The organism is Geodermatophilus sp. SYSU D01176 (assembly GCF_054050015.1).
Genome location: NZ_JBJGYN010000011.1, coordinates 24,729 through 36,611 on the forward strand (window position 1 = coordinate 24,729; position 11,883 = coordinate 36,611).

General features: G+C 72.7%; 15 protein-coding genes and 1 tRNA gene. 13 read left to right on the forward strand and 3 right to left on the reverse strand.

Annotated elements, in window-relative coordinates:
* The first annotated feature begins 200 nt into the window (after positions 1-200).
* From ACI78Z_RS08410 to ACI78Z_RS08430, 5 genes are all read left to right on the forward strand, one after another.
* A complete protein-coding gene (locus ACI78Z_RS08410; protein WP_457036071.1) occupies positions 201-1,082 on the forward strand; it encodes a Rieske 2Fe-2S domain-containing protein in 882 nt (293 codons plus the stop codon).
* A gap of 36 nt (positions 1,083-1,118) precedes the next feature.
* The gene (locus ACI78Z_RS08415) at positions 1,119-1,958 is read left to right on the forward strand and encodes a hypothetical protein (protein ID WP_457036072.1); all 840 of its coding nucleotides are present in this window, start codon (positions 1,119-1,121) and stop codon (positions 1,956-1,958) included.
* 344 nt (positions 1,959-2,302) lie between these two features.
* On the forward strand, positions 2,303-2,485 hold the full coding sequence (locus ACI78Z_RS08420; RefSeq protein ID WP_457036073.1) for a hypothetical protein: 183 nt from the start codon (positions 2,303-2,305) through the stop codon (positions 2,483-2,485).
* A 169-nt stretch (positions 2,486-2,654) separates the two neighbouring features.
* The gene (locus ACI78Z_RS08425) at positions 2,655-3,113 is read left to right on the forward strand and encodes a DUF1707 SHOCT-like domain-containing protein (RefSeq protein ID WP_457036074.1); all 459 of its coding nucleotides are present in this window, start codon (positions 2,655-2,657) and stop codon (positions 3,111-3,113) included.
* Between the two features lie 386 nt (positions 3,114-3,499).
* Positions 3,500-3,572 (forward strand) — tRNA-Lys (locus tag ACI78Z_RS08430).
* A gap of 73 nt (positions 3,573-3,645) precedes the next feature.
* On the opposite strand, the gene ACI78Z_RS08435 is transcribed toward ACI78Z_RS08430, so the two are convergent.
* Together ACI78Z_RS08435 and ACI78Z_RS08440 are read right to left on the reverse strand one after the other, a co-directional pair.
* A complete protein-coding gene (locus ACI78Z_RS08435; protein WP_457036075.1) occupies positions 3,646-4,788 on the reverse strand; it encodes a tyrosine-type recombinase/integrase in 1,143 nt (380 codons plus the stop codon).
* Positions 4,785-5,402 carry a helix-turn-helix domain-containing protein gene (locus tag ACI78Z_RS08440; protein ID WP_457036076.1) on the reverse strand — a complete coding sequence of 206 codons (618 nt, stop codon included), beginning with the start codon at positions 5,400-5,402 and terminating at the stop codon, positions 4,785-4,787. The genes ACI78Z_RS08435 and ACI78Z_RS08440 overlap by 4 nt, the downstream gene beginning before the upstream one ends.
* Before the next feature lie 123 nt (positions 5,403-5,525).
* On the opposite strand from ACI78Z_RS08440, the gene ACI78Z_RS08445 reads away from it, so the two are divergent.
* The 3 genes from ACI78Z_RS08445 to ACI78Z_RS08455 are packed head-to-tail and all read left to right on the forward strand — an operon-like array spanning position 5,526 to position 6,429.
* The gene (locus ACI78Z_RS08445) at positions 5,526-5,726 is read left to right on the forward strand and encodes a helix-turn-helix domain-containing protein (protein WP_457036077.1); all 201 of its coding nucleotides are present in this window, start codon (positions 5,526-5,528) and stop codon (positions 5,724-5,726) included.
* 11 nt (positions 5,727-5,737) lie between these two features.
* On the forward strand, positions 5,738-6,196 hold the full coding sequence (locus ACI78Z_RS08450) for a hypothetical protein (RefSeq protein WP_457036078.1): 459 nt from the start codon (positions 5,738-5,740) through the stop codon (positions 6,194-6,196).
* Positions 6,193-6,429: a hypothetical protein gene (locus ACI78Z_RS08455; protein ID WP_457036079.1), complete on the forward strand. Its 237-nt coding sequence runs from the start codon at positions 6,193-6,195 to the stop codon at positions 6,427-6,429. Before ACI78Z_RS08450 ends, ACI78Z_RS08455 begins: the two co-directional genes overlap by 4 nt.
* Before the next feature lie 955 nt (positions 6,430-7,384).
* Here ACI78Z_RS08455 and ACI78Z_RS08460 read toward each other — a convergent pair.
* Positions 7,385-7,720 (reverse strand): hypothetical protein, encoded by a 336-nt coding sequence (locus ACI78Z_RS08460; RefSeq protein ID WP_457036080.1) that lies wholly within the window; start codon positions 7,718-7,720, stop codon positions 7,385-7,387.
* 11 nt (positions 7,721-7,731) lie between these two features.
* Here ACI78Z_RS08460 and ACI78Z_RS08465 point away from each other — a divergent pair, with 11 nt between their 5' ends.
* Genes ACI78Z_RS08465 through ACI78Z_RS08485 form a run of 5 tightly spaced genes read left to right on the forward strand, consistent with a single transcriptional unit; the run spans position 7,732 to position 11,869 of the window.
* The gene (locus tag ACI78Z_RS08465; RefSeq protein WP_457036081.1) at positions 7,732-9,201 is read left to right on the forward strand and encodes a terminase large subunit domain-containing protein; all 1,470 of its coding nucleotides are present in this window, start codon (positions 7,732-7,734) and stop codon (positions 9,199-9,201) included.
* Positions 9,198-10,547 carry a phage portal protein gene (locus ACI78Z_RS08470; protein ID WP_457036082.1) on the forward strand — a complete coding sequence of 450 codons (1,350 nt, stop codon included), beginning with the start codon at positions 9,198-9,200 and terminating at the stop codon, positions 10,545-10,547. The genes ACI78Z_RS08465 and ACI78Z_RS08470 overlap by 4 nt, the downstream gene beginning before the upstream one ends.
* Entirely contained in the window at positions 10,544-11,161 is a 618-nt protein-coding gene (locus tag ACI78Z_RS08475; protein ID WP_457036083.1) for a hypothetical protein, read from the forward strand. Before ACI78Z_RS08470 ends, ACI78Z_RS08475 begins: the two co-directional genes overlap by 4 nt.
* Before the next feature lie 14 nt (positions 11,162-11,175).
* Complete coding sequence (locus ACI78Z_RS08480) at positions 11,176-11,643, forward strand: hypothetical protein (RefSeq protein WP_457036084.1); 468 nt, start codon at positions 11,176-11,178, stop codon at positions 11,641-11,643.
* 19 nt (positions 11,644-11,662) lie between these two features.
* Positions 11,663-11,869 (forward strand): hypothetical protein, encoded by a 207-nt coding sequence (locus tag ACI78Z_RS08485; protein WP_457036085.1) that lies wholly within the window; start codon positions 11,663-11,665, stop codon positions 11,867-11,869.
* Positions 11,870-11,883: the final 14 nt, after the last annotated feature.

Consider the following 11,883-nt stretch of genomic DNA (forward strand, 5'->3'; position numbering starts at 1 on the left):
CGCAGGTCATGGTTGCTTTCTGCACCCTCTACCTGGGGATCGGCTGGACACCAGTGGTTATTCCCCTGGGAACCGACAGTTCGGCTGTGCAGTCGATCACCGGACCGCAGGCGCCCGCGTGGCCGTCACCGTCGGATCAACCCTCGCTACAGCGCACCGGGGTCGGCATCGCCGCCGGTCGACGGGGGTAGGAGGCCGTCATGAGCCTCATGGGGATCCTCGACCGGGTCGCAGACAAGGCGACCTTCGACAGTGCGATCGAGCCGGCCCGGCGAGCCGTGCAGGCCGCCCTCCGGCCGCAGGCCCTCCGGGACCTGCTGCACGGCACGTGGCTGGGTCACCCGGTGCACCCGATCCTGGTGCAGGTCCCCGTGGGGAGTTGGACGTCGGCCGGCCTGCTCGACGCGATCCCCCGGCTGCGGCCGGCCGCCACCGTCCTCATCGGCACCGGCGTGGCCGCCGCCGTCCCCGCGGCGCTGGCCGGCGCGGCCGACTGGTCGGAGCAGGCGATCGGCGTCCGGCGGCTGGGCGCGCTGCACGCCCTGGGCAACACCGTCGCGCTCGGCCTCTACGTCGGCTCGCTGGCCGCCCGGGCCCGGGGCCGGGGCGGGCTGGGCCGGGTGCTGTCCTACGCGGGGCTCGGCGTCGCGAGCGGATCGGCGGCCATCGGCGGCCACATGTCCTACGCCCAGTCCTCCGGCGCCTCACACGCCGCGACGGCGGCCCGCGCGCTGAGCTCGGACTGGTTCGACCTCGGCCCGCTGGACGACCTGCCCGAGGGGCGCCCGGCGCTGCGGACGGGCAACGGCGGGAGCGTCGACGTCCCGCTGGTCGTCGTCCGCCGGGGAACGCGGGTGGACGCCTTCGTCGGGTCGTGCTCGCACCTGTCCGGCCCGCTGTACGAGGGGTCGGTGGAGCAGGTGCGCGGCGCCGACTGCCTGGTCTGCCCGTGGCACGGCTCGGCCTTCGACCTCGAGGACGGCCAGCCGCGGCGCGGCCCGGCGGCCAACCCGCAGGACAAGATGGAGATCCGCATGCAGGCCGGCCGGGTCATGGCCCGGTTGCCCGGGCGCGACCGGTAGGCCCCCGGACGGTGCCGCCGTCCCTACCCTCGGGCCATGGGACGGACGGCGGCGCTGGCGCTCGTCCTGCTGTGCGCCGCCTGCTCGGAGTCGGACGGCGCCGCCGAGCCGGTCCCGGCGGCGACGCCCGCGGCGCCGGCCCTCCCGCCCGTGCCCGGGCTCGACGCCGAGGTGGTGCGCCACCGCACCGACGTGCCCGTCCCCGGGCGGGTGCACGTGCGGGTCACCGACACCGGCGACCGGCCGTTCACGGTGACCGCGGTGGCGATCGACTCGCCGGGCTTCGCGCCGCTGCCGCCGACCGCGCTGACCGCCGTCTTCGAGCCCGGCCGGACGATCGACCTGCGCACCGCCTACGGCGAGCCGGACTGCGCCGCGCAGCCGGGGCCGGTGGCGGCGCGGCTGACCGTGGTCCGGCCGGACGGGGCGGTCGAGGAGCTGCGCGTGCCGCTGGCCGGGGACGACCTGGACGTCGTCCACCGCGAGGCGTGCGCAGCCACCGGGGTGCTCGCCGTCGCGGACGTCGGCCTCACCGGCCTGGCCGCGGCGGGGGATTCGGTGACCGGGAGCGTCGTCCTGTCCCGCGCCGGGGACGACGGCCGCGCCGTCACGGTGGTCGACGCCCGGGGCAGCGTCGTCCTGGACGTCGCCGTGGCCGGGCTGCCGCTGGAGCTGGGGCCGGGCGAGGAACGGGCGACGGCGGAGGTGGCGTTCACCGCGGCGTCCTGCGACCCGCACGTGCTGGCCGACACCAAGCAGCCGTTCGTTTTCCCGCTGTGGGTCGCGGTGGGGGACGCCGAACCCGTGCCGGTGCCCCTGCCGGTCGACGCCGACCAGCAGGCGCTGCTGCAGGACCTGCTGGGCCGGGTCTGCTGAGGCCGGGTCTGCTGCGGCCGGGATGAGCCCGGCCCGGCCGCCACGGGGGGAACGGGACGACCGGGCCGGAGCCTGGGGCCGCGCGTCGGGAACGTGTCCTCGCGCGGCAGCAGGAGTCACGCTAGGTGACTTGACGGCGTCAAGCCATCCCCTGAGCAGGTGAAGTCCCCGTGTCGTGGACCACGGAGCGTGCGTGCCGGGTTCGCGGGTCGCGGGTGGGGGAACCCGCCGTCCGTGTTCTTCCTCTTCTCCAGCCGGCTCGGCTGCCTGGGCTCGCTGGTCGTCTCCGCGTTGCTGACCCTCCTGCTCCTGTTCCTCTTCGACGTCATCTAGAGGCGACTGCCGTGGGCGAGGGCGCCGAGGAGGCGGAGCTGTGGGTCCCGGTGCTCGTCCGCCGCGGTCACTGGACCGCCGACGTCGTCCGGGACGGGATCGTCCGCGCCCTGGCCCGCGGGCAGCCGCCGTACCGGGCCCGCTGGTTCCGCGGCCTGGCGGCGCGGGTCCTCCTGCCCAAGGGCCCCGCGTGACCGTCCGCGGGGGCCGGGGAGCACGGAACGACACGAGACCCCTGCACGGCGCACCCGTCGCGCGGGGCCTCGTGTCGTCGCGAACCCGCCTGCGCCGGAACCTGCCCGGGCCTCCGGGCGCGGGTGCAGGCTGTGGCCCTCTCCGCGTCGCACTCCGGGAGGAGCAGCCATGCCACCCCTGATCGACCTGGACAGCACGGCCACGTCCGCACCGCGGATGCGCGCGTCGGACGCCGACCGGCTGGCCACCGTCGGGCGCCTGCAGGACGCGGTGGCCCGTGGCCTGCTCACGCCGGACGAGGGCAGTGAGCGGATGGCCGACGCCTTCGCCGCCGTCCACCTGACCGACCTCGACCCGCTGACCGAGGACCTCCCGCCGGCGCCGGCCGAGCGCACGGCGCCGGGGTGGCGGTCGCTCGGGACGCTCGCGGTCGAGCAGGTGCGGGCCTCCCTGACCACCGCCACCGGCCGGTTGAGCGCGGCGCGGGTGGCGGTCGTGCTCCTGGTCGCCGCTCTCTTCCTCGTTCTCGTCGGCGCCCTGAGTGGGGTGGCGCTGTCCGACAGCGGTGGCGGCGGCTGGCACGAGCACGGGCACGACCACTGGGGCGACCGCTGGGACGACGACTGACCTGCTCGCCGATCCCGTCGTCGTTCGGAGACCGGTCGGGGGAGCGGCGGTGCGCGAGGCGGCCCACCTGCCGCCGCTGCGGTTTGCACGACGTCGGGCGGTCACCGGGCGCGGGGAGTGACCGCCGCGTCCGCCGACCAGCTCGCAGACCAGGACCTGCCAGCGACTCCTCAGCGCCTCGTGCAGGAATGGGCACCTCGTCACGACGTGATGGGGAGGCGCAACCCGGCCGCGGCGTCATCGGTGTCCCCTTGCCGCGGAGCGCGCCCGGGGGACGTTGTGCTGCCGTAGGCTCCGCGGTGGCGGATCCGGGGGCTCGAGTCAGCCCCGGTGAGTTGCACCGGGGGAGACCTCGAGGACGACACCGAGAGAACGACGGATCCCCCGGGCCTCTAGCTCAACTGGCAGAGCAGCGGACTTTTAATCCGCGGGTTGTGGGTTCGATCCCCACGGGGCCCACCTTGTCTGACCTGGGCTTTTGTGCGCTCTAAAGGTGTGGAGGTCCCACCCCTGGTGCCGCTGTGGTGGCCACTCAGCCCCACAGTGCCTCCCCCATGCGTCGAGCGGCGTCCTCTGCCAGCTCGGGGGCGACGTGCGAGTAGGTGCCGAGGGTCAGGCTGATCTGCGAGTGACCCAGCATCTCCATCGCCACCCGCGCCGGTACACCTTGCTGCAGGAGCAGCGTCGCCGCGGTGTGCCGGGCGTCGTGCAATCGCGCCTGTGGCACCTTCGCGTCGGCCAGGAGAGCGCGCCAGGCACGGTGGTCGCTCCGCGGGTCGATCGGCTGGCCGTTCTCCTGGCAGAACACGAGGTCGTTGTCCTGCCACTGGGAGCCGGCCGCCATCCGCTCAGCGAGCTGGGCCGTCCGGTGTGCCCGGAGCGCGTCACGCAGTGGTCCCGGGAGTGCGATCGTTCTCCGTCCGGCCCGAGACTTCGGCTGCACGAAGACCAGCCCCTTGCCGGGCTGTCGCTGGAGCGCCTGGCGCACGGTCAGAGTGCCGGCATCGAGGTCGACCGCGTCCCAGGTCAGGCCCAGGCCCTCGCCCTGCCGTAGGCCCAGGGCCAGGGCCACCGACCAGCGGGCCGCGTTCCGGCGCCCACGCGCCGCCTCCAGCACTCGCCGCGCATCCCCCGCGGTCAGCGGCCGGATTTCGTCGCGCTCCACGCTGGGCGCGTCGACCAGCGTGCACACGTTGCGAGCGACCTTGCCGCGCTGCGTGGCGACTTTGAGCGCCCGGGAGAGCACTCGGTGCGCCTGGAGCACGGAGGCGGGCGCCAGGCCACCGGCCTCCAGGTCGCCGTACAGCTTCTCCACGTGCTCGGGCTGTAGGCGGTCGAGCCGGTGGTGCCCGATGCCGGGAACGAGCTGGTTCACCACGAGCTGCCGGTAGCGGACCAGCGTGGAGGGCCGCACCTTGCGCGCCGCGATCGTGTCGAGCCAGTGATCTAGCCACTGTCCGGCGGTCGGCACCTTACCGGCGGCGCCAGCGATGCCGGCGTCCCGCTTGGCCTCCAGGGCCCGCACCTTGGCCACGACGTCAGCCCGCTTCATCGCGGTCACGTGGCGCCGGTCGCGGCGGCCATTCTCCTTCTTGCCCATCGACACGTAGCCGTGCCAGCGGCCGTCCTCGTCCCTGTAGATCGATGACTCGCCGCTCGCCGCACGTCTGCTCACTGGCGCTCCTCGACTTGATCGCTCTGCATGAGCTCCGCGAGCTCCCGCTTCCTCGCCACTTTCAGTTCCTCAATGAGTGCGCGCGTCACGTGGCCACGACGCGCCTGCAACGCTCGCGGCGTCTCGCCCTCGCGTGTGGAACCCACGCGCCGATCGCGCTCGTCGGCAAGGGAGTGACCCCACAAGCTGTGAGCCCAGAGGTCAACGAGACCGGGGGCGATCCCGAGGCGCTTGCCTGCCTTGATCGCCGCTTCGTTCGGTATCCATCCCTCGACTGAGGTCCCAGCGATTCCTCGCTCGCGGGCGGCGCGCTGTGCCCACGTTCCCTCGCCGCTGAGTGCAGGCCACAGCTCTGCGACTCGCACGGTTCCGTCCGGCAACTGAATCTCGCCATCCTCGCCCAAGAGTTCGGACAGCGGCACGCCGTGCGCACAGATGCCCGCCAGCTCAAGCAGCGACAGCGGGCGCCGGCCGGTTACGACCTGGGTCACACGGTTGGCCGTCCACCGGAAGCCCATGACGTTCATGGCGTTGGCGAGGTCCTGGCGCCGCATACCGCTGTTCTCCAGGAAGGCCCCGAGCCGCTTGGCGATCAGCCTGTCAAGTTCGTCCACGTTCGGGACGGTACGGTGCAGCATGCAGAACCGCAAGGCTTGACGAGGCCGCCAACGTCCTTTACCGTCCGCTCAGGCCTTCGGAATCCCAAGGCTGTAACTACCTCACCAGAGGGAGCGGACATGCAGCCCGTACTGCTTCCGATCTATCCGGACGCTGGCCAGGCCCTCGGAGGCCTAGGCCGGACCAAGGTCTACGAGCTGATCACGTCGGGGAAGCTCCGGACGGTCAAGATCGGCCGTCGCCGCTTCGTCCCCGCGTCAGCCGTCATGGAGTACGTCGCCCGGCTTGAGCAGCAGGCGGACCGGCAGGGGGTCGCCTGATGCCCCTCAACATGAAGACCCCCGCTCAGCGGCAACTGAGCGAGGGTCGCGGAACTCACATGGGCAGCGGTTCCGCAGCAAATCGTACGGACAACCGACTGGCCGGGCTACCGGCCGCGCTGCCGTGGGCGGCAAGGTTCATCACCGCGGGTGGGCCGAACGTGCCCACCTACGGCACGCCGGAATGGGAAGCCCTGCCGGACGGTCCCGCGAAGGTGGCCGCCGTCGTGGCCGCCGCCGAGTGCTGGCGGACCTACTGGGACCCCGCCGAGCACGCCCGCCGGCTCCACGCCGAGCTCGACGTGCTGCGGGAGTACGAGGAACCGGCCGTCTGGTCCCCGGAGATCGTTGCCCAGGTCCACCGAACCGCCAACCGCCCCCGCTACGCCGAGCTGTGTGACCTCCGCGGCGAGCCTGAGAAGGCCGCACGCGCCCGCGAACACGAGACCCGGATGCGGGAGGTCGCGTGACCACCAACCGCCGACGCACCCCCCGCGTCATCCGCATCGAGGTCGGCCCACGGAACACCAGCTACCTGCACGGCGCCGGCCTCGTGCCCATCCTCGACAAGCTCGGCGTCCCCCACATGCGCTGCCCGTACCGGCGGGTGCTCTCCTGCCCGTCCAACCGACTCGACGACGTGCTCGCCTACCTCGACCACCGAGACAGCCCCGTCGTCGAACTCGTGGCGGTCGACAGGTGACCCGCCTGACGCCGCGGAACCGGTGGCGAAAGGCGGTCGCCTCGGAGGCGTTCCCGGCCTCTCAGCGGCCCGTCAAGGCGACGCTGCTGGTCCTCGCTGACCTACTCACCCCCACCGGGGAACTGCACGTCTGGCGCGACGAGATGGTGAACGCCACCGGGCTGCCACCGCGAACCCTCGACCGGCACCTGCAACGGGCCGTCCAGGACGGCTGGCTCGTCCGCGAGGTCCCCGGAGGGCATGGCCGGAAGAGCCTCTACCGAGCTGCGATCCCCGGAAGTTGTGCGCCATCCGCGGCCCACAACTCGGGGAGTTGTGCGCCACCTACTCGTATCCAACTCCCGGAAGTTGTGCGCCACCCTGCGGCGAACTCAAGAAAGAAGAGTGCGATCGACAGTGAGCGCGGAGCAGTAGACAGCCCCCGCGGCAGACGACTCGGCCACGACGGCAGCCGCGCCTCCCTTTACGTCGTCGAGACGAAAGACGGCAGCGACAACGGGATCAGTGCGACACCAGTCGCGTTCCTAACTGCCGATCCCAGCGTGCCCGCCACGCAACCGCAGGCCGGGTGGTCAGCATGACCATACGACCCTGCCTCACCTGTGGCGAGCCCACCGAGCGCAGCCGCTGCGACGAGTGCGCCCCGACCCACGCCCGCACCCATCGCACCATCAAGCGGTCAGCCCGTGACCGCGGGTACGACAGCGCCTGGGATGCGCTGAGCAAGCGTGCCCGCCGGATGCAACCGTTCTGCACCGAGTGCGGGACCACCGAGGACCTGACGGCTGACCACAGCCCGGCCGCGTGGCAGCGACGCGCCGAGGGCCTGCCCATCCGACTGTGCGACGTCGAGGTCGTGTGCCGGTCGTGCAACGCCCGCCGCGGTCCCGCTCGACCAGGGGACGGAGGGCCGACCGACCGGCTTAGGGACCCGGGGGGGAAGGCAGAGGGGCGATCACTCTTGCGGGGGCGACGGCCCGTCTCCGCCGGACAGCTCGTAGAGGCTGTAGAACAGCACGACTCCAAAGGAAGTCCACACCAAGGCGCCCCAAAAGTGGTTGAGCCCGTCGGACCTTCCTCCGCCGATAACCGCGACGAGTTCGCCGAGCAGTACGAGAGCGACGATGACAAACGTCACCTGGTGTGCTCGACGGCTCCCGTCCGGGTCCGACCGCCGGTAGGGACGGTCGATGCTCTTGACCATGTTGAGGAAGGCGCTGCCTTTCGCGACCAGCACGAGCAGGAATACGGGCATCACCTGGGCGATCAGCCCGCTCGTCTCCTGACTCATGCGAAGAGGCTATGAGGGCCGGTCCCAAGGCCGCGGTGGACCCTTCGCCGCTGCCCTTCCGGTCTCGGGAGCAGGGTGCGGCGCGGTTGGCCGCGTTCGTCTCCACCTTCTGCACGGTGCCCAAGGGGACCGGAGCGCGGAGGCGGCTGCGGCTGCGGCCGTGGCAGCTCGACCTCATCGGGTCGGTGTGGGATGAGGACCCGCGTCCCCGGCTGGCCGGCTGGATGCTGCCGCGAGGGCAGGGCAAGTCGACGCTGGTGGCCGCACTGGGCCTGTACGACCTACTGCTCGGCGACGAGGGCGCCTCAGTGGTCGTCGCCGCGACCGACGAGCGGCAGGCCGGGATCGTGTTCGGCACCGCGGCGCGCATGGTGGAGCTCGACGAGCGGCTGAGCGCCCGCGTGCAGGTCTACAAGGACCGGCTGGTGGTGCCGGGCCGGGGTGCGTCGTTCACCTGCCTGCCGGCCGAGCCGAAGCGGCTGGAGGGTCTGGACCCGACCCTGGCGATCCTCGATGAGATCGGGGTGATCTCCCGCGAGGTCTACGAGGTCGTGGCGCTGGCGCAGGGCAAGCGGGAGTCCTCGACGCTGCTGGGGATCGGCACGCCCGGCCCGGACCCGCACAACTCGGTACTGACCGACATGCGGGACTACGCCCGCGCCAACCCGGCGGACCCGTCGTTCGTGTGGCGGGAGTTCTCCGCGGCCGGGTTCACCGATCACCCGGTGGACTGCGAGCACTGCTGGGAGCTGGCCAACCCGGCGCTGGATGACTTCCTGCACCGGGACGCGCTGGCCGCGCTGCTGCCGCCGAAGACGCGGGAGGCGACGTTCCGCCGCGCCCGCCTCTGTCAGTTCGTGACCGACACGTCGGGGGCGTTCCTGCCCGAAGGGGTGTGGGACCGGCTGTCGACCGGGGAGGACGTGCCCGAGGGCGCCGAGGTCGTGGTGGCCCTGGACGGCAGTTTCAACGGTGACGCAACTGCGCTGCTGGTGGCGACCGTCTCGCCTCGCCCGCACATGGCCGTCGTGGGCCTGTGGGAGCCGCCGGCCGGTGATTCGGACTACCGGGTGCCGGTCGCGCAGGTGGAGGACGCCGTACGGGCCGCCTGTCGCCGCTGGAAGGTCGTCGAAATCGTGGCCGACCCGTTCCGGTGGACCCGCACGTTGCAGGCGCTCGAGGCCGAGGGCCTGCCGGTGGTGGAGTTCCCGCACTCCACCGGCCGGCTGACTCCGGCGACCACTGACCTGTACGCCGCGTGCATCGCCGGGGAGCTGTCGCACTCCGGGGATGCGGACCTGGCCCGCCACATCGGGAACGCCGTGGTGACCGAGGACGCCCGTGGGGTGCGTCTGGACAAGGGCAAGCGCGGCTCGACCCGACGTATCGACCTGGCCGCGTGCGCGGTCATGGCTCATTCCCGCGCCACCTGGCGCGCCACCCGCAAGCCAACCCGCAGAAGGGCGGTTGCTTTCCGATGACCAAGACCTACCTGGAGACCCTGGGCCGCAAGCTCGACGAGGACGCCGGCCGGCTGGCCACCCTGGACGGCTACTGGCTGGGCACGCAGCCGTCCGCGTTCCTCTCCCCGGAGGCCAAGGAGGCGCTGGGGGACCGGCTGCGGACCCTGGCGGTGAACTTCCCGCGGCTGGCGGTCGGCTCGCTGGCCGAGCGGCTGCGGGTGACCGGGTTCCGCACCGAGGGACCCGGTCACCCGCAGCCGAACGAGGCGCTGTGGCGAGTGTGGCGCCGCAACCGGATGGACGAGGCCGCCGACGCCGCGCACGCCGACGCGCTGGTCTACGGCCGGTCGTTCGTCATCGTGTGGGCCGGCCGGGACCCGGCTGTGCCGCGGGTGACGGTGGAGTCGGCCCGGCAGGTGGCCGTCGAGGTCGACCCGGCCGACCGGACGGTGACTGCCGCGGTCAAGCGGTGGACCGCTGGCGGCCAGGCGCACGCGGTGGTGTACGAGCCCGACCGGATCACCCGCTACGTGTCCGAGGCGACCGTTGTGGAGGCCGGCGCGATTCCGCTCACCGGCTGGACCGCGACGCAGACCATCCCCAACCCGCTCGCTGTCGTGCCGGTGGTGCCGCTGGTCAACCGCGGCCGACTGCTCGACGTCGACGGAGTGTCGGAGATGGGGCCGGTGCTGGACCTGGCCGACGCCATCGCCAAGCTGCACGCCGACGCGATGGTCACCAGCGAGTTCTACGCCCGGCCGCGCCGCTGGGTGACCGGCCTGGAGATCGTCACCGACGACGAGGGGAACCCGGTCAAGCCGTTCTCCACCGAGCTGGACAGCCTGTGGCAGTCCGAGGCGCCGGAGACCAAGTTCGGGCAGTTCGACGCCGCCCGGCTGGACGGCTACGGCGACCTGATCGCCACGCTGACCCAAGAGATCGGCGCGCTGACCGGGCTGCCGCCGCACTACCTCGGGCTGCACGGCGACCAGCCCGCGTCCGCCGACGCGATCCGGTCGGCTGAGGCGTCCCTGGTGGCCCGGGCGCAGTCCAAGGCGCGCACGTTCGGGCAGGCGTGGGCCGACGTCGCGCGGCTGATCCTGGCCGTCCGCGATGGGGTGGACCCGCTGTCCCTGGATGTGGAAACGGTGTGGGCGAACCCGGAGACCCGCACTCCGGCGCAGTCCGCGGACGCCGCCGCCAAGCTCGCCGGGATCGGCGTGCCGTTGTCGGTGGTGCTGGCCGAGCAGATGGGGTGGAGCCCGGCGCAGGTGCAGCGGGTGCGTGACGCTCGCCGCGGGGAGGCCCTGGACGGCGCCGGGCTGGACCTGACCAGCCTGCTCCCGACCGCGGAGGCGTCGTGAGCTACGCCGAGACCATCCGCGGGCTGGCCGGGGACACCGAGCGCCGGGCGCTGGAGCTGTTCGCCGCCTGGCAGGCCGGGGCGTTGACCGACGAGCAGTTCGCCGCCGCGCTGGCCGTGCTGGTCGCCACCGCCAACGCCCAGGCCGTCACGGTCGCGGACCTGTCCCTGGCCGCCGCGGTCACCGTGGCCCTCGGCGTCCCTGTGGCACCGCTGGGGCTGCTGCCCACCCCGGGGGAGCCCGAGAGGCTGGTCAGGGCCTCCAGGACGCTGCTGGAGGCCGTCGAGGTCAGCTCCGACCTGCCGGCCCCGGTGGCTCGCACCGAGCTAGCCACGCCGGCCGGGCAGCCCGACCTATCGGCTCGGGTGGCTCGGCTGGCCCGCGCCGAGCCGCTGACCACCGCCGCCCGCGCCTACAGCGAGGGCATGGCCCGCAGTCCGCACGTCACCGGCTGGAAGCGGGGCCTGTCGGCCAACGCCTGCCAACTCTGCCGCTGGTGGCACCGCGACGGCCGGGTCTGGCCCGCCGATCACAAGATGCCCGTCCACAAGGGCTGTTCGTGCAGCCCGATCCCGACCATCACCGCTACCGCACCCCGACCCGTTCAGCGATGAGAGGACCCACCACCATGCCCGAGATCACCGAGAGCACCACTTCCAGCGAGCCCACCAGCGAGGACGCTCCTACGCTCGACCTGGGACCCGCGGAGGGCCCCCCGCCGTCCCGCCAGGTCGAGCAGCCGGTCGGCGGGACGAGTCGGGCCCCGGAGCCCGAGACGTTCCCGGCCGCCTACGTCCGCGAGCTGCGCCAGGAGAACGCCCGCTACCGCACCCGAGCCCAGGAGGCCGACGCGCTGGCCCAGCGGCTCCACGGGGCGCTCGTGGCCTCCACCGGCCGGCTGGCCGACCCCACCGACCTGCCGTTCGACGCCGCGCACCTCGACGACGAGGCCGCGCTGACCGCCGCCATCGACGAGCTGCTGACCCGCAAGCCTCACCTGGCCGCCCGCCGTCCTGTCGGTGACATCGGGCAGGGTGCGACCTCGGGTCCGACGACGGTCGACCTCGCGGGCCTGCTCCGGTCCCGCGCGAGCTGAATAGGGGGACGAGCGCACCATGAGCGACTACGCGACCGCATGGGACTCGCTATGCCAGGCCATCGGTGCTGCCAAGGGGCAAAGCTCCGGCTACTTCGACGACCAAGACCACCTGACCGTTGACCAGCGGCTCAAGGCCGCCGAGGTGGCCGCGCTGCTGGCGATCGCTCAGGAGCTGTCCGCGATCCGGCACAGCGGGGTCAATCCCAACTACACGCAAGACTAATACCCCCGAGGGGT

What these genes read in the sequence shown, in the direction of transcription:
- ACI78Z_RS08470 (WP_457036082.1), top strand. Translation starts at nt 9,198, where the DNA reads ATGACCAAGACCTACCTGGAGACCCTGGGCCGCAAGCTCGACGAGGAC.
- ACI78Z_RS08480 (WP_457036084.1), top strand. Translation starts at nt 11,176, where the DNA reads ATGCCCGAGATCACCGAGAGCACCACTTCCAGCGAGCCCACCAGCGAG.
- ACI78Z_RS08410 (WP_457036071.1), top strand. Translation starts at nt 201, where the DNA reads ATGAGCCTCATGGGGATCCTCGACCGGGTCGCAGACAAGGCGACCTTC.
- ACI78Z_RS08445 (WP_457036077.1), top strand. Translation starts at nt 5,526, where the DNA reads ATGCAGCCCGTACTGCTTCCGATCTATCCGGACGCTGGCCAGGCCCTC.
- ACI78Z_RS08415 (WP_457036072.1), top strand. Translation starts at nt 1,119, where the DNA reads ATGGGACGGACGGCGGCGCTGGCGCTCGTCCTGCTGTGCGCCGCCTGC.
- ACI78Z_RS08465 (WP_457036081.1), top strand. Translation starts at nt 7,732, where the DNA reads ATGAGGGCCGGTCCCAAGGCCGCGGTGGACCCTTCGCCGCTGCCCTTC.
- ACI78Z_RS08485 (WP_457036085.1), top strand. Translation starts at nt 11,663, where the DNA reads ATGAGCGACTACGCGACCGCATGGGACTCGCTATGCCAGGCCATCGGT.
- ACI78Z_RS08425 (WP_457036074.1), top strand. Translation starts at nt 2,655, where the DNA reads ATGCCACCCCTGATCGACCTGGACAGCACGGCCACGTCCGCACCGCGG.
- ACI78Z_RS08450 (WP_457036078.1), top strand. Translation starts at nt 5,738, where the DNA reads ATGAAGACCCCCGCTCAGCGGCAACTGAGCGAGGGTCGCGGAACTCAC.
- ACI78Z_RS08460 (WP_457036080.1), bottom strand. Translation starts at nt 7,720, where the DNA reads ATGAGTCAGGAGACGAGCGGGCTGATCGCCCAGGTGATGCCCGTATTC.